Source organism: Mesorhizobium sp. GbtcB19 (assembly GCF_019091085.1).
GTDB lineage: Bacteria > Pseudomonadota > Alphaproteobacteria > Rhizobiales > Rhizobiaceae > Mesorhizobium.
This window is the reverse complement of sequence record NZ_JAGXJY010000004.1, coordinates 186,659-202,982: the sequence shown is the minus strand read 5'-3', so window position 1 is coordinate 202,982 and position 16,324 is coordinate 186,659. Positions and strand designations below refer to the sequence as shown.

Annotated in this window: 14 protein-coding genes; 10 read left to right on the top strand and 4 right to left on the bottom strand. The window is 63.9% G+C overall.

The window, feature by feature from the left end; all coding sequences use genetic code 11:
• Positions 1-22 precede the first annotated feature (22 nt).
• Together flhB and KVT37_RS09925 are read left to right on the top strand one after the other, a co-directional pair.
• On the top strand, positions 23-1,105 hold the full coding sequence (flhB, locus tag KVT37_RS09930) for a flagellar biosynthesis protein FlhB (RefSeq protein ID WP_217572202.1): 1,083 nt from the start codon (positions 23-25) through the stop codon (positions 1,103-1,105).
• 17 nt (positions 1,106-1,122) lie between these two features.
• Positions 1,123-1,560, top strand: a complete 438-nt coding sequence (locus KVT37_RS09925; RefSeq protein WP_217572201.1) for a hypothetical protein — start codon at positions 1,123-1,125, stop codon at positions 1,558-1,560.
• Positions 1,561-1,685: 125 nt separating this feature from the next.
• On the opposite strand, the gene KVT37_RS09920 is transcribed toward KVT37_RS09925, so the two are convergent.
• The 4 genes from KVT37_RS09920 to KVT37_RS09905 form a co-directional block, all read right to left on the bottom strand.
• Positions 1,686-2,456 carry a helix-turn-helix transcriptional regulator gene (locus KVT37_RS09920; protein ID WP_217572199.1) on the bottom strand — a complete coding sequence of 257 codons (771 nt, stop codon included), beginning with the start codon at positions 2,454-2,456 and terminating at the stop codon, positions 1,686-1,688.
• On the bottom strand, positions 2,453-3,163 hold the full coding sequence (locus tag KVT37_RS09915; RefSeq protein ID WP_217572197.1) for a helix-turn-helix transcriptional regulator: 711 nt from the start codon (positions 3,161-3,163) through the stop codon (positions 2,453-2,455). Before KVT37_RS09915 ends, KVT37_RS09920 begins: the two co-directional genes overlap by 4 nt.
• 431 nt (positions 3,164-3,594) lie before the next feature.
• Complete coding sequence (locus KVT37_RS09910) at positions 3,595-4,626, bottom strand: histone deacetylase family protein (RefSeq protein ID WP_217572195.1); 1,032 nt, start codon at positions 4,624-4,626, stop codon at positions 3,595-3,597.
• Between the two features lie 42 nt (positions 4,627-4,668).
• Entirely contained in the window at positions 4,669-5,322 is a 654-nt protein-coding gene (locus tag KVT37_RS09905; RefSeq protein ID WP_217572193.1) for a TetR/AcrR family transcriptional regulator, read from the bottom strand.
• A gap of 253 nt (positions 5,323-5,575) precedes the next feature.
• Between KVT37_RS09905 and KVT37_RS09900 the strand changes: the two genes are divergently transcribed.
• From KVT37_RS09900 to KVT37_RS09865, 8 genes are all read left to right on the top strand, one after another.
• Positions 5,576-7,243: an amidohydrolase gene (locus KVT37_RS09900; RefSeq protein WP_217572191.1), complete on the top strand. Its 1,668-nt coding sequence runs from the start codon at positions 5,576-5,578 to the stop codon at positions 7,241-7,243.
• A gap of 140 nt (positions 7,244-7,383) precedes the next feature.
• Positions 7,384-8,487: an ABC transporter ATP-binding protein gene (locus KVT37_RS09895; RefSeq protein WP_217572189.1), complete on the top strand. Its 1,104-nt coding sequence runs from the start codon at positions 7,384-7,386 to the stop codon at positions 8,485-8,487.
• Entirely contained in the window at positions 8,487-9,434 is a 948-nt protein-coding gene (locus tag KVT37_RS09890) for an ABC transporter permease (RefSeq protein WP_254633913.1), read from the top strand. Before KVT37_RS09895 ends, KVT37_RS09890 begins: the two co-directional genes overlap by 1 nt.
• On the top strand, positions 9,427-10,239 hold the full coding sequence (locus tag KVT37_RS09885) for an ABC transporter permease (protein WP_217572187.1): 813 nt from the start codon (positions 9,427-9,429) through the stop codon (positions 10,237-10,239). Before KVT37_RS09890 ends, KVT37_RS09885 begins: the two co-directional genes overlap by 8 nt.
• Before the next feature lie 41 nt (positions 10,240-10,280).
• A complete protein-coding gene (locus tag KVT37_RS09880) occupies positions 10,281-11,309 on the top strand; it encodes an extracellular solute-binding protein (protein WP_217572185.1) in 1,029 nt (342 codons plus the stop codon).
• Between the two features lie 122 nt (positions 11,310-11,431).
• Positions 11,432-12,628, top strand: a complete 1,197-nt coding sequence (locus KVT37_RS09875; protein ID WP_217572182.1) for a serine hydrolase — start codon at positions 11,432-11,434, stop codon at positions 12,626-12,628.
• A gap of 26 nt (positions 12,629-12,654) precedes the next feature.
• Positions 12,655-13,833 carry a serine hydrolase gene (locus KVT37_RS09870; RefSeq protein ID WP_217572181.1) on the top strand — a complete coding sequence of 393 codons (1,179 nt, stop codon included), beginning with the start codon at positions 12,655-12,657 and terminating at the stop codon, positions 13,831-13,833.
• 122 nt (positions 13,834-13,955) lie between these two features.
• Positions 13,956-16,274 (top strand): Tex family protein, encoded by a 2,319-nt coding sequence (locus KVT37_RS09865; protein WP_217572180.1) that lies wholly within the window; start codon positions 13,956-13,958, stop codon positions 16,272-16,274.
• Positions 16,275-16,324: the final 50 nt, after the last annotated feature.

Genomic DNA, 16,324 nt, shown 5'->3' with positions numbered 1-16,324 from the left:
CTAGTCAAACGGTCACGGTCCAATGGCTGAAGCGGTCGACAAGGATTCCAAAACAGAGGAAGCCACAGAAAAGAAGATCCGCGACACGATCGAGCAGGGCAAGCTGCCCCATTCGCGTGAGACCGCGATCTTTGCGTCCTTCCTCGCCATACTGGTTTTCGCCGTCTTCTACGCCAAGGACGCGATCGTCGATCTCGGCATGTTCCTGTCGACATTCCTGGAAAAGCCGGAAGCCTGGCCGATGAACACGGAGACCGACGTCATTTCGCTCTACAAGCAGGTGATGACCGAGATCGGCCGCGCCGTCGTCAGCCTGCTGGTGCTGCTGACGGTTGCCGGCATCGGCGCTTCGGTGTTCCAGAACCTGCCGCAGATCGTCGGCGAGCGGATCAGGCCACAATTGTCGCGCATCTCCATCGCCAAGGGCTGGAGCCGGATGTTCGGCGTGCAGGGATGGGTCGAATTCCTGAAGTCGCTGGCCAAGCTCGGCTTCGCGATCGCGGTGCTGAGCTTCACGCTGTCGGAAGACCACCGCAAGCTGCTCGCCGGCATGATCACCAACCCGGTGTCCTTCGGCCTCGTCATCCGCGGCATCTTCGTCGACATCTTGGTGGCGATCGTGTTCGTCATGGGGCTGATCGCGGTGGTCGACATCGTCTGGTCGCGTTTCCACTGGCGGCGCGACCTGCGCATGACCAAGCAGGAAGTCAAGGACGAGTTGAAGCAGTCGGAAGGCGATCCGATCGTCAAGTCGCGGCTGCGCTCGCTGGCGCGCGACCGGGCGCGCAAACACATGATGACGGCGGTGCCGCGCGCGACACTGGTGATCGCCAATCCGACGCACTTTTCGATCGCGCTGAAATATGTGCGCGAGGAGGATTCCGCTCCGATCGTGCTGGCCAAAGGGCAGGACCTGGTGGCGCTCAAGATCCGCGAGATCGCCAGGGAGAACAACATCCCGATCTTCGAGGACGTGGCGCTCGCGCGCTCCATGTACAAGCAAGTTTCGGTTGATAGCGTGATCCCGTCGCAATTCTACCAGGCGGTCGCCGAGTTGGTGCGGATCGTCTACTCGAAGAAGGCCTCGCGCAAAGCAACCCAATGAACGGACGCCGCTAATCCATGGACCGGCAACCACACGCCAACTCCCGCGAGCTGATCGTCGCCAGCGCCATCGAACCTGTGGTGGGCGAATTGAGGCTCATCGACGTTGCCGATTACATCGCCTTCATCCGGCTCGAGCATTTCGCCTGCCTGTCGGACCTGGTGGACTCGGCCGCCGAGCTTTACTTCCGGCCGGGCACGCTGCGGCTCGGCCATGGCGGCGAGGCGCATGTCGACTGGAGCGGCAGCCCGCGCATCGTGCTCGATCTCGAATTGCGGCCGCGCGGCGTGACGGTCTATTTCCAGCTGACGCTGACCGAGCGCGGGCCTTCCGTGGTGGTCAATTACGTGTCGTTCGAGAAGCCCGGCGAGACGCCCGAGCACAACACTGCCCTGCTCGAGGACGCGATCGACGAGGCACGCATCCGCAAGACCGAGCCGCTGGCATTTCCCTGATGATCTGATTGCAGCCGCCTAAGCTCGCCGCGGCGCGTTCACAGCGCCGCGGGCTTAGAGCAATTACAGGAAAAGTCTGAGGGCGGTTCGCCGTTTCCGTGAAACGGTGAAGCGCTTCGGTGCGGCTATTCGATCAGGCCTAGCCGCAACGCCTTGGCGACCGCCTGGTTGCGGTTGACCGCGTTGAGCTTCTGCGTCGACTGGGTGAGATACTGATTGGCGGTATGCACCGAGAGCTTGAGCAGCTTGGCGATCTCTTCGCTGGTGTTGCCGTTGGCGGTCAGCTTCAGGCATTCGAGTTCGCGCTTGGACATCGAGCGCGCCCTGCCGGTGTCGCCGGGACGGATGCGGGCGACCGCCGCAAACAGCGCGAAGGAGCGGGCGTGGATCTCGCAGAGCATGTCGTCCGACAAGGCGATTTCCGAGCCCAGGAAAACGACCAGCCCGCATTGGCCGCGATCGGCATGCACCGGAAAGGCGATGCCGTTGGTGCCGGGCGCCAGCGGCGCGGTTTGCTCGGCCCAGGCGAGCGACTGAAAAACCTGCCGCGATCCGGCGATACCGTCGTCGGTCCACCAGCGCGGCGCCGTCGAGATGCGGCTGTGGCGCACCACGTCCTCGCCATTGGCGCCGGAGATGAATTTGGTCGCGACCGCCGTGCCGGGATAGTCGGAATCGAAACACGCCACCAGACGCGCGCGCTCGGGCGACGGGCTGACGAAATAAAGGCCGAAGGCCGAGGCATTGATATCGACCGCGATCCAGCGGCAGCGGCGCACCGCGTCCGGGATGGTCACGGCATGATGCGTCTCCGAGCCGAGCGAGAAGGCGCCGAACGGATTGCGCTGATCGTTGAAAAGGGCGGCGGCCGCCTCCTTGGCCTGTGCGTGCTTCAAATGATGCCGCTCCTGATCGCCGTCGCGATCGCCATCGCGCGGTTGCTGGCCGCGAACTTCTGGATGGCGTGCGTGATGTAGCTGTTGACGGTGTTCGATGAGACGCCGAGGATCACGGCCACCTCATCGGTGGTCTTGCCTTCCGAAACCCAGAACAGGCATTCGCGCTCGCGGTCCGACAGCGGATCCTGCATGGACGCGGCCGCGATCAGCTGCGGAATGCTGGAAAGCGCGTAGCAGCATTTGAGCTGCGCCTTCATCAGGGCGGTCAGGTCGATCTTTTCCGCCTCGGCGGCGGAGAACAGCACGAACAGCCGCTGCCGGCCGACATTGAGCCTCAGCGAGTAGATTTCAGCATGGCCGAGCACGTCGAGCAGGCGGGCCTCCTCGCCGGTCAGCAATGCGCCGGCGTCGGGCGCGTGCGCCGCCACCAATGGCTTGGGGCGCACCCCCGGCGCCACGGTCAACGGACCCAGCGCGAGGTTGGCGATCAGCCTCTTGCCGATCAGCTCTATGGCGTCGAAGATCCAGTTGGAGGAAACGATGCGCGCATCGTTGCGGTCCTGGTCATGCACGATGGCGACGAGCATGTAGCTGTCGGCGCCGATATCGGCGGCAAGCTGCATGAAGAAACTGGTGAGATCGCCGCGGGACGTCAGGTGCGGGCCTGAAGCATCGGGTTGGACAAGCGCGGCGGGACTGCTCATTTTAATTCTTGGATTCTTGCCGGAATCGATCCTTGTGCCCGGTGCTGGCGAAGCCAGCGGCCGGACCCGAAACGCGTGACGTTTACGAAGACACACCTACGGGCGCGAACGGCGCCCAACCGCGCCGAATCCTTCTAGGGAACGCGAAACCGTCCGCGTCTGGTGCCGGCCTGGCGCCGGAACTTGAGACTTTGGGTGGTCGCCGCGCCCCCCGTGGACCGGCTGATTCGGGTCTAATCTACCCGCAGATGAATCCGACATCAAACGCGATTTGACAAAATCGAATCCGATGGACTCGCTTTGCGACTCAGCGGCCGATCTCCGCGTTGCTTGGCGGTGATTCACAGTCGAACCGAGCGAATGATTTTCGGGCACGCCGCAAGAAGATACGCCCCCGGTTGCGGCCGAGGGCGCCTTCGATCCGGTACGGCTTAGCGGTCCTCGAAGCCGGTCAGCACGCCGACGGCGTTGATGCCGATCTCTTCGACGGCATAGCCGCCTTCCATGACGAACAGCGTCGGCAGGCCGAGCCTGGCGATGCGCCGGCCGATCTTGGGGTAGTCCTCGCTCTTCAGCTTGAACTGGCTGATCGGATCCTTCTCGAAAGTGTCGACGCCGAGCGAGACGATGACCACGTCAGGGGCGTAGGCCGCGAGCTTGGCGCAGGCGTCCTCCAGCGAGGCGCTCCAGCCTTCCCAACTCGTGCCGAAGGGCATCGGGTAGTTGACGTTGAAGCCTTCGCCCTCGCCCTCGCCGCGCTCGTCGGCATGGCCGAGGAAGAAGGGATACTCGACCATCGGATCGCCATGCAGGTTGAGCACCTGGACGTCGCTGCGGCGGTAGAAGATTTCCTGCGTGCCGTTGCCGTGATGGTAGTCGACATCGAGGATCGAGACGCGTTTGGCGCCCTGGTCGCGGAACCATTGCGCGACGACGGCGGCGTTGTTGATGAAGCAGTAGCCGCCCATGAAGGCAGCGCCCGCGTGGTGGCCGGGCGGACGGCAGAGCGCGAAGGCGGTGCGCTCGCCGCCCTTGACCAGGGCGGCGGCGGTCAGCGCGACGTCAAAGGACGACTTGATCGCCGCCCAGGTGCCTTCGACGAAGGTGGCGCCGGCATCGAAGGAATAGTAGCCGAGCAAGGCATCGACGCGCTTCGGCGGCACGTCGCCGCGCAGGCCGCGCGTCGGCCAGGTGAAGGCCATGGCCGAGCCCTTGAAACCGGCGGCCACCCATTCCGGCCAGACCGTCGGCAGGAAATCGATGTAGCGGGCGTCATGTACGCGTTTGGCAGCGGCGAGGTCATGCTCGACCGGGCCGATGATCGGCCCGAGCTTCTCGCTCTCCACCCGCGCCTTGATGAATTCGGCCCGCGACGGCTTCTCGAAGCCTGGCACGATGGCCGAAGTGACCAGTTCCATCTGGCCGGAATGGCCGGCATGAAGCGGCGAATAGACAGTTTTCATGGAAATTCCCCTGCAAGTGCGAAATCGGTTGGAGGTGCGAAATCAGTCGAGGTTGAGATAGGGGGTCACGAGAGCCAGCCACATGGCTTCCACATCGTCCTCGATGAGGTCGAATGTCTTGCGGTCCCGCTTCAGTCCGACAAGCCTGCAGGCGTGCCCGACCTCCATCATCACTAGGCCCAACCGCTTGGCGGTCTTTTCCTCGAGCGCCGGGTTCACATGCTGCAGCCAGGCTGCGTAGAGCGCGATGATCTCTTTGTCGTATTCGTCCTGGATCGGCCTCAGATCGGCGTTGCCGGAGATCGCCTCGATCACCGGCATCAAGGTCGCATTGTCGAGATAGATCCGGGACGTGTCGATAAAGAGCTTGCGTACTTCGCGGCGAAACTCTTCGCGGTTGGTGGGTGGGGCGACCTTGATACGCTTGGCGATCACCTCGGGAAAGGACGACAGCCAGCGTCTGCCGAGTTCGAGAAGGATGGCTTCCTTGTTGGGAAAGTACTGATAGACCGAACCGACCGACAGGCCCGCGCGCTGCGCGATGGCGAGCGTCGTCGGGGTCTTGGTTCCTTGCTCGCGGGTCAGGATCTGCGCCGCGTCGAGAATCCTGTCGACCACCTTGCTTGACCGTTGCTGTCGCGGCTGCTTGCGCGGTTCGAGCGCTATTTTGGTCTTGCGGTCGAGACTGCGCTTCACTGCTCGTTGCCCCCGTTCCCCGCCCGGCCTCACGATCGGCGCGCGGTGCAGTCCACTATACATTCGAAATTCCGGCTGTTGACAAACGCGAATAAACAGTCGCATTCTTTATCCACGCTGTCCTCAACGATAACAAGGGGAATTTCGAAGACGGCGCATCGGCATCGACTTTCGTCCCATGGCGTCGCCCCGGGTGGAGCGGCTGCTCGTCGGGCGTGGCGTTGCCGGTCCCTCAGCAAAATGTGGAGTCGCGATGTCGGTTGCGGATGGTGGTGCGGATCTGGTGGTCGTCAACGGCCGAGTGCTGACCATGGACGATGACAATCCCGCCGCCGAGGCCGTTGCCGTCAAGGACGGCGTCATCATCGCCATTGGCAACCGCGCTTCCATCGAAGAATTCAAAGGACCGGCGACGAAGGTTGTCGATGCCCGGGGCGGCTCGGTGCTGCCGGGCTTCATCGAGGCGCATATGCACCTCTTCGGCGGCGCGGCCGAACTCGACAACCTGCATCTGGCGGGCGTGCATGGCTTCGACGCGCTGCGTGACGCGATCCAGGATTTCGCCGCGAAACGCCCGGATGCCAGGCTGCTGATCGGCGCCGGCGTCGACTACGCCATCCTGCCGGAGCCGGTGACGCGCCACGATCTCGACCGCATCATTCCCGACCGGCCCTTCGCCATGTCGGCATCCGACCACCACACGATGTGGGCCAACACCAAGGCGCTGGAAGAGGCCGGGCTACTGCACGGCAGGCAGGTCGGGCAGGGCAACGAGATCGTCATGGGCGCCGACGGGCTTGCCGCCGGCGAGTTGCGCGAGGGCGAGGCGTTCGGGCCGGTCCTCGACCATTACGGAGCGAACCGGACGCGGCTTGGCCTCGAGGGCGCCGAGCCGGATCCCTATCCTTCGGCGAAGGAGCTGGCGGCCGATCGCGACCTGATGCATCGCGGCCTTGAATGGTGCGCCAAGCACGGCATCACCTCGATCCAGAACATGGACGGCAACCTCTATCAGCTCGAGCTGCTGGCCGGACTGGAGAAAGAGGGAAGGTTGCTTTGCCGTACCAAAATCCCGTTCCACTTCAAGAATTTCATGAAGCTGAACATGCTGGAAAAAGCCTCGCGCATGGCCGCGAGCTACAAGTCCGAGTGGCTGTCGTCCGGCATGGTCAAGGTCTTCTATGACGGCGTACTGGATTCCTGGACGGCGGTGATGGTCGACGACTATGCCGACCGTCCCGGCTGGCGCGGCGAGCCGCTGTTTTCGCCTGAGCATTTCGCCGAGGTGGCTGTCGAGGCCGACAGGCGCGGGTTGCAGATCGCCGTGCATTCGATCGGCGACGGGGCGGTGCGGGCGGTGCTCGACGGCTACCAGGCGGCGCGGAAGAAGAACGGCAAGCGCGACAGCCGGCATCGCGTCGAGCATATCGAAGTCACCACGGCCTCCGACGTGCCGCGCTTCGCCGAACTCGGCGTACTCGCCTCGATGCAGCCGGCGCATCCGCCGGGTGCGCTGAACTTCCCGATGGAGCCGACGATCTCGCGCATCGGCCGCGACAAGTGGCCGTTAAGCTATGCCTGGCGCACGCTCAAAAATGCCGGCGCACGTGTGGTGTTCGCGTCCGACTGGCCGGTCTCGCCGGTCGATCCGATCCTGTCCATCCAGGCGGCAGTCATGCGCAAGCCTTGGGCAGAAGGGATGCCAGACCAGAGCTTCTCCCTGCAGGAGGCGATAGCGGGTTACACGGTCGAGGGCGCCTATGCGGAGTTCATGGAAGATCGCAAGGGTCGCCTGAAAACCGGCTACCTCGGCGATATCGTCGTTTTGTCGGCTGATATCGAGGCGACGGCGCCGGAAGCGCTGCACACCGTGCATCCGGTGACCACCATTTGCGGGGGGAAGATCACCTACCAAGCCTAACGATGGCATAGGAATTGCTTAATTGAACTCGACATTCTGATCGAGTCACAGCTGCGCAGTTGCCAAGCCGCCCGGCTTATGGTGACAATCAACCAGGAACACACCTGCCGACAAGAGCAGGCTCTCTCAATGGGGTAATCGTGCCGGAACAACCGGGTAAGAACGCGATCGAAGTTCGCGGTGTTCGCAAGGTCTTTGGAACCGGCGAAAACCAGGTAGCCGCCCTCGACACGGTATCGGTGTCGATCCGCGAAAATGAGTTTTTCACACTGCTCGGCCCGTCTGGATGCGGAAAGACGACGCTGCTGAGATTGATTGCCGGCTTCGATTTTCCGACCGCCGGCGAAATCCTGCTGCACGGCCAGGACATCGCGCCGCTGCCGCCCTTCAAGCGCCCAGTCAACACCGTCTTCCAGAGCTACGCGCTGTTCCCGCACATGACCGTGGCGCAGAATATCGGCTTCGGCCTGGAGATGCTCGGCAAGCCGAAAGCGGAGATCGAGGGGCGCGTCGCGCAGATGCTGAAGCTGGTCAAGATGGAGGCGCTCAAGGCGCGCCGCACCAGCCAGATCTCCGGTGGCCAGCAGCAGCGCGTGGCGCTGGCCCGGGCGCTGGCGCCGCAGCCGAAGGTGCTCCTGCTCGACGAACCGCTGTCGGCGCTGGACTACAAGCTGCGCAAGGAAATGCAGATCGAATTGAAGCGGCTGCAGCACGAGACCGGCATCACCTTCATCTTCGTCACCCACGACCAGGAAGAAGCGCTGACCATGTCCGACCGCATCGCGGTGATGTCGGCCGGCAAGATCCTGCAGGTCGGCACGCCACGCGACATCTATGACCGGCCGGCCGAACGCTTCGTCGCCGACTTCATCGGCGAAACGAACTTCCTACCGGGCACGGTGGTGTCGAAGCGGGCCGGCGTGGCGACGGTGAAATTCGCCAGCAACGCGACGATCAGCGCCGGCTTTCCGGAAGGTTTCGATCCGACCGGCGAGGTGACGCTGGTGGTGCGTCCCGAGCATGCCGACCTGGTGCCAGATCCGGCCAAGGGAACGATCGCCGGCACGCTCGCCAATATCGTCTATTTCGGCACCGACACGCATTATCATGTGAAGCTCGACGGCGGCGGCGAAAACTTCATCGTGCGCCACCAGAACAGCCGCTCGTCGCCGGTGACCTACGCGACCGGCGTCAAGGTCGGCATCCAGTTCGAGGAGGACGCCGCCCGCGTCCTGAAAGACTGATGACGACAGCCGCGCTCTCCCCGACCACGATCTCCAAGGCCGCCTTGTTCGAAGCCCAGGCGGTGAAGACCAGCGCGCGACGCAACCGGCTCCTGTCGCTGCCGGCGCTGACCATCATCGGCATATTCGGCGTGCTGCCCCTGGTCATCATCTGCGTCTATTCGTTCCTCGCAGCCGCGCCCTATGGCGGCGTGCAATGGCATTTCTCGACCGACGCCTATCTGAACTTCCTGTTCCAGCGCGACATTTTCGACGACACGCTGCAGTTCACGCCGGACTTCCTGATCATCTACCTGCGCTCGTTCCTGTTCGCGGTGGTGACGACGGTGATCTGCCTGCTGCTCGGCTTTCCGACCGCCTATTTCATGGCGACGCGGCCACCGGCGCAGCGCAACTGGTGGGTGCTTCTGATCACCATTCCGTTCTGGTCCAACCTTCTGGTCCGCACGCTGGCGATCATGTTCATCATCCGCGACGAGGGCCTGATCAACAACGCGCTGATCGGCCTCGGCGTGATCGATAAGCCGATCACCATGCTCTACACCAACTTCGCCATCCAGCTCGGCCTGCTCTACGCCTTCCTGCCGTTCATGGTGCTGCCGCTCTATTCGAGCCTGGAGAAACTCGACTTCCGGCTGATCGAAGCTGCCTACGACCTCTACGCGACGCGCCGGCAGGTGCTGTGGCGGGTGATCATCCCGCTGTCGAAGCCCGGCATCATCGCCGGCTGCCTGCTGGTCTTCATCCCGGCGCTCGGCGCCTATGTGACGCCGCTGATCCTGGGCGGCGGCGTGCACCTGATGATCGGCGACCTCATCGCGCAGCAATTCGGATCGGGACGCAACTGGCCGCTCGGCTGCGCGCAGGCGCTGATCCTGATGGCGGCGGTGCTGGTGGCGCTGTTCTTCTATGTCCGCAACACGTCGGGGAAGGTGCAGCATGGCTGAGCCCCGCATCATGGACATCAAGGACCAGCCGGGCTTCCGCTCGATCGCCATCATCTGTCTGCTGGTGCTCTACGTGCCGGTGCTGATCCTGATGATCTTCTCGCTGAACAGCGGCTCGCTGGTCACGCATTGGGAAGGCGTCACGCTCAACTGGTACGGCAGCGCATTCCTCAACGAGGAATTCCATGCCGCGGCGAAGAACACGCTGATCATCTCGGTGACCGCGACGATCGTTTCGACCATCTGCGCGACGCTGGCCGCGATCGGCATGACCCGCGTGAAACCGTGGCGCGGGCTGGCCGCCGCCTTCATGGTCATCAACCTGCCGCTGATGGTGCCCGAGATCATCACGGCGGTGGCGACGCTCTCCTTCTTCGCCCTGATCGCCGGCGCGTTCGGGCTGAATTTCGGCATCGGCAATCTGATCCTCGCCCATACCGTGTTCTGCATCCCGTTCGCCTATATGCCGATCCGGGCACGGCTCGAGGACATGGACCTGACGCTGGAATATGCGGCGGCCGATCTTTACGCGACGCCGTGGAACGCCTTCAGGCGCATCACGCTGCCGCTCTTGGTTCCCGGCATCATGTCGGGCGGAGCGCTCGCCTTCATCGTCTCCTTCGACGATTTCACCATCACGCAGCTCGTCGCCGGTCCCGGCCAGACGACGCTGCCTCTCTATATCTGGAACCAGATCCGGCGGCCGATGACGCCGGAGATCAACGCCATCTCCACCATCCTGCTCATGGTGTCGATCCTGTTCGTCTCGGTCTCGTTCCTGATCGCGCGGCGACGCGCCAAATGAGCTCCAACACATAACAATGGGAAGGCAAGGAGAAACATAAAATGTCTGGAAAACTGATGGCGGCGGTTTCCGCGGCCGTGCTCTTATGGGCAGTGCCGGCGCTCGCCGACGGCGAACTGCACATCTACAACTGGGGTGACTACACCAATCCGAAGCTGATCGAGAAGTTCGAGAAGCAGTACAACATCAAGGTGACGCTGGACGACTACGATTCCAACGAAACCATGTTGTCCAAGGTGCGCGCCGGCAATTCCGGTTACGACATCGTCGTGCCGTCCGACTACACCGTGAAGATCATGGTCGAGGAAGGCCTGCTCGAAAAGACCGAGCCCAACGCGATGCCGAACGGCAAGAACATCGATCCGCGCTTCGTGAACGTCTATTGGGACGATGGCCGGCATTACACCGCGCCCTGGCAGTTCGGCACGACGGCCTTCGCCGTCAACACCGACAAGTTCAAGGGCGACATCGATACGCTGGCGATCCTGTTCAACCCGCCGGACGAGCTCAAGGGCCAGATCAACGTGCTCGACGACGTCAACAGCGTCCTGCATGCGGCGGAGCGCTATGCCGGCGTGCCGCGTTGCGGCGCCGACAAGGCCAATCTGAAGAAGATCAACGATATCCTGGTGGCCGCCAAGCCGTCGTGGAAGACCTTCAGCTACGACACCATCACCAAGATCACCTCGGGCGACGTGATCGTGACCGAGCAGTGGAATGGCGCGACCTACCGCTCGCGGCAGAAGATCCCGGCGATCAAATATGCCTATCCGAAGGAAGGCATCGAAGGCTGGATGGACAATGTCGCGGTGCTGAAGGGCGCCAAGAACCTCGACAACGCCAAGCTGTTCCAGGACTTCATCATGGCACCTGAGAACGCGGCGCTGATCTCGGATTTCGCGGGCTACGACAACGGCATTGCCGGCAGCCACAAATTCCTGACGCCGGACTTCGCCAACTCGCCGGAACTCAACCCGCCGGCAGGCGCGCCGACGCCGGAATTCGTGCCGCCATGCCCGCCGGACGTGGTGGAGATCTACAACAAGATCTGGACCAACCTGCGCAAGTAATTTCGCAGGCAGGCATGAAAGGAGGGGAGGCTCCGGCCTCCCTTTCTTGTGACTGGTTTTGTGCATGTCGTTTTGCCCAGGGTGCTGCGCGCTTTGGGCGACCCTGCACGAGGGAGGAAGTCTTGTCGTCCTATCGCAACTCCGATCCACGGCCGCCGATCATGCAAGGCTCGCCGCCGAAGCTGGTGCCTCCGAAGCTCGATTGGGACAGGCCACCCTGGAACCGCTGGGCCTTCCAGCACATCCGCGAATTCCTGCCGACGGTCGAGGTGTGGCGCGGCAGCGGCCATCGCCATCGGCTCGAGCGGGCGGAGGTCGATCTCGACGAATTGCCGGTGGTCGACAGCAACGGCGCGCCGACGACGCTCGCCGGATTGCTCGACGAGACCTATGCCGACGGCTTCCTGGTGCTGAAGGACGGCAAGGTCGCCTATGAGCGCTATTTCAACGGCATGGACGAGCGCACGCTGCATCTGTCTCAGTCGATGGCGAAGTCTGTCACCGGATCGGTGTGCGGCATACTGGTCGGGCGCGGCCTGATCGATCCGGCCAGGCCGGTGACGGATTATCTGCCGGAGCTCGGCGAGACCGGCTGGGCCGGAGCCACCGTGCAGCACGTGCTCGACATGACGACGGGCGTGCGCTTCTCCGAAGAATACACTGATCGCTATTCCGAGATCGGCCAGGTCGATGTCGCCACCGGCTGGAAGCCCATCCCGCCGGGCAGCGATCCCGACTTTGCGTGGCCGTCGCATCTGTTCGAGCTGATCCTGCGGCTGAAGGACCGGGTCCGGCCGCATGGCGCGGCTTTCGAGTATCGCTCGATCGAGACCGACGTGCTTGCCTTCATCATGGAGCGGGCAAGCGGCAAGCGCCTGGCGCAGCTTGTCTCCGAAGAACTCTGGCAAAAGCTCGGCGCCGACGAGAGCGCCTGCTTCACCGTCGACAGCGCCGGCTATGCGCTGGCCGATGGCGGCTTCAACGCGACGCTGCGCGACTATGGCCGCTTCGGGCAATTGATCCTCGACAATGGTGGCGGCGTGATCCCGGCCGACTGGATCGAAGCGACGCGCACCGGCAAGCACGGGCCGAATTTCAGCCCCAGCCTCCCGGACGGCAGCTACCGCAACCAGTTCTGGATCGAGGATTCGCGATCGCGCTCGCTGATGTGCCGCGGCGTGTTCGGCCAGATGATCCATATGAGCTGGGAACACAGGATGGTCGTGGTGAAGCTTTCGACCTATCCGGACTTCCTCAATTCGGCCTATTCGGTGGCGACGCAGAAGGCGGTGCATGCCATCGCCGCCGCGCTGGCCTGAAATCCAAAGATAAACCGGAGACTATCGTGACCGGCAAGACCGCGTTCGAAACCAGATATGGCTTTGCCCGCAAGGATGTGCGGCTCGAAACCTGGCGGCTTTCGCCGTTCAACCGATGGTCCTTCCAGAATGTCGGCGAACTGGTGCCGAGCGCGCATGTCGCGGCAGTGCCCGGCGGCGAGGAGCAGGCGAAACCGCTCGGCGCACTGCTCTCGGAGAAGATCACGCTTGCCGGCGGCAGTGAAACCATCGAGGGCTTTCTGAAGCGTTCCGATACGGACGGGCTGACGATCCTGAAGGCCGGCAAATTTGTCGGCGACTGGTCGGCGCCGCATATGCCGTTCGGCGCCCGCCATATCATCTTTTCGATCAGCAAGTCGGTGACGGCGGTCCTTGCCGGCATATTGGAAGGCGAGGGGCTGCTCGACCCCAACGCGCCGGTGACGCGATACATCCCCGAAGCCAAAGGCTCGGCCTATGGCGATGCAAGCGTGCGCAACGTGCTCGACATGACGGTCAGCCTCGATTTCGAGGAAGCCTATCTCGATCCGGAAAGCGCGTTTGCCCGCTACCGCCGCTCGACGCTGTGGAATCCCGGCGGCGGGTCGGAGAGCCTCGCGGCATTCCTGATGACGATCCAGCGGCTCGCCGAGCCGCACGGCCAGACCTATCGCTACCGCTCGCCCAACTCGGACGTGCTCGGCATGCTGGTCGAGCGGGCGTCGGGCATGCGCGTGACCGAGCTGCTCGCCGAAAAACTGTGGCTGCCGCTCGGCGCCGCAAGCGAAATGTCGGTGACCGTCGACATGGAAGGCACGGCGCGCACCGCCGGCGGCATGTCGATGACGCCGCGCGATCTTGCCCGCATCGGCGAGATGATGCGCCAGGGCGGCACCGCCAATGGCCGCCGCATCGTCCCGGAAGCCTGGGTGCGCGACACGGTCGCCACCGGCGGCAGCCATGAAGCTTGGCAGCGCGGCACGATGGTTTTCCTGTTCCCGAAGGGGCGCTACCGCAACAAATGGTACCAGACCGGCCATGACAGCGGCGCCTTCTGCGGCATCGGCATCCATGGCCAGTGGCTCTACGTCAATCCGAAGACAGAGGTGGTCATCGCCAAGATGTCGTCGCAGCCGGAACCGGTGGACGACAAGCTCGACGTGGATATCGTGGCGTTCCTCGAGGCGCTGAGCGGCATGGTTTGAGCCGACCCGAGGCTGGTTCCAAGGGCTGTTTTCTGTGGACCTTCGGCGCATGATGAAACCGTTGCGGTTGGCGTGGCGGTTCTCCCGGCCTATGGTCGCCGCTCTTTTCGACAGGGATCGGCATGGCATCGGACATCAAGCGCATCGCAGCAATCATCGCGGCCGAGATCGGCGCGCGGCCGGAACAGGCCGCGGCGGCAATCGGGCTGCTGGATGAAGGCGCCACCGTGCCGTTCGTGGCCCGCTACCGCAAGGAAGTCACCGGCGGGCTCGACGACACGCAGCTGCGCGATCTTTCCGAGCGGCTCGCCTATCTGCGCGAGCTCGACGCGCGGCGCGAGACGATCCTCGGCTCGATCCGCGAGCAGGGCAAGCTGACCGAGGAACTGGAAGCCAAGATTGCCGCGGCAAGCACCAAGGCGGAGCTGGAAGACATCTACCTGCCCTATAAGCCGAAGCGGCGCACCAAGGCCGAAATCGCCAGGGAGCGCGGGCTCGGACCGCTGGCCGAGGCGATCCTGGCCGATCGCTCGGCGGTGCCGGCGGAGCTGGCGCTCGCCTATGTCACCGAAGAAGTGGCCGACGCAAAGGCTGCGCTCGAAGGCGCGCGCGACATCCTGTCGGAGCAGTTCGCCGAGAATGCCGATCTGGTCGGCAAGCTGCGCGCCTATATGAAGGAGCGCGCCTTCCTGCGTGCGAAAGTTGTAGACGGCAAGCAGGAGGCAGGCGCGAAGTTCTCCGACTATTTCGACCATGTCGAGCGCTGGGCGGGCGTGCCCAGCCACCGTGCCTTGGCCATGCTGCGCGGCCGCAACGAAGAGGTGCTGTCGCTCGACATCGAGGTCGATGCCGACGATACCTCGCCGGTGAAGCCGGTCGAGCGCATGATCGCCAATGCCTACGCGATCGGCGGCAGCCTGCCCGGTGACAAATGGCTGATGGAAGTGGCCGGCTGGACCTGGCGGATAAAACTGTCGTTGCATCTGACGCTCGATCTGATGCGCGATTTGCGCGAGCGCGCCGAGGAAGAGGCGATCCACGTCTTTGCCCGCAACCTGAAGGACCTGTTGCTGGCGGCGCCCGCCGGCTCGCGGCCGACCATGGGGCTCGATCCCGGCATCCGCACCGGCGTCAAGGTGGCGGTGGTCGACGGCACCGGCAAGCTGGTGGCGACCACCACTGTCTATCCGTTCCCGCCGAGGAACGATGTGCGCGGCACGCAAGCCGAACTCGCCGCCCTCATCCGTCAGCACAAGGTGGAACTGATTTCGATCGGCAACGGCACCGGCAGCCGCGAGACCGAGAAGCTGGTCGCGGACATGCTGTCGGACCTGCCGGCTGGAAGCGGGCCGAAACCGCTCAAGGTGATCGTCAGCGAGGCGGGCGCCTCGGTCTATTCCGCCTCGGCCACGGCAGCGGCCGAATTCCCCGGCCTCGATGTCTCGCTGCGCGGCGCGGTGTCGATCGCGCGGCGCCTGCAGGATCCGCTGGCCGAACTGGTCAAGATCGAGCCGAAGTCGATCGGCGTCGGCCAGTATCAGCACGACGTTGACCAGTACCGGCTCGGCCGTTCGCTGGAGGCGGTGGTCGAGGATGCGGTCAACGCCGTCGGCGTCGACCTCAACACGGCATCGGCGCCGCTGCTGGCGCGGGTTTCCGGGCTGGGGCCATCGCTTGCCGAAGCGATCGTCGCGCATCGCGACGTGACCGGACCGTTTGCCAGCCGCAAGGAGTTGCTCAAGGTGGCGCGGCTCGGACCTCGCGCGTTCGAACAATCCGCCGGCTTCCTGCGCATTGCCAATGGTACCGAGCCGCTCGATGCTTCCTCGGTTCACCCTGAAGCTTATGGCGTGGCCAAAAAGATCGTCGCCGCCTGCGGCCGCGACGTGCGCGCGCTGATGGGCGACAGCGCCGCGCTCAAAGCGCTCGACCCGCGCGTCTTCGTCGACGAGCGCTTCGGCCTGCCGACGGTGCGCGACATCATCGCCGAGCTGGAAAAGCCCGGACGGGATCCGCGCCCCGGCTTCAAGACGGCGACCTTCGCCGACGGGGTCGATGACATCAAGGACCTGAAGCCCGGCATGCTGCTCGAAGGCACCGTCACCAATGTCGCGGCCTTCGGCGCCTTCGTCGATATCGGCGTGCACCAGGACGGGCTGGTGCATGTCTCGCAATTGGCCGACCGCTTCATCAAGGATGCGCATGAGGTGGTTAAAGCCGGCGATGTCGTGAAGGTGCGCGTCGTCGATGTCGACATCAAGCGCAAGCGCATCGGACTGTCGATGCGCAAGGACGGCGGCGAGGGCGGGGCACCGAGAGGCCCGCGCGACAATGGCGGCGGCAGGCCCGCACCGCGCTCGCCGGCGCCGCAGCGCCAGCCGGAACGGCCGTCGCAAGGCGCGTTCGGCGCGGCTTTGGCCGAGGCGATGAAGCGGAAGTAGGTGGACAGGAAGCGACTTCGTTTCTTGCAATCGGTAGTAAGGTTGCCTAC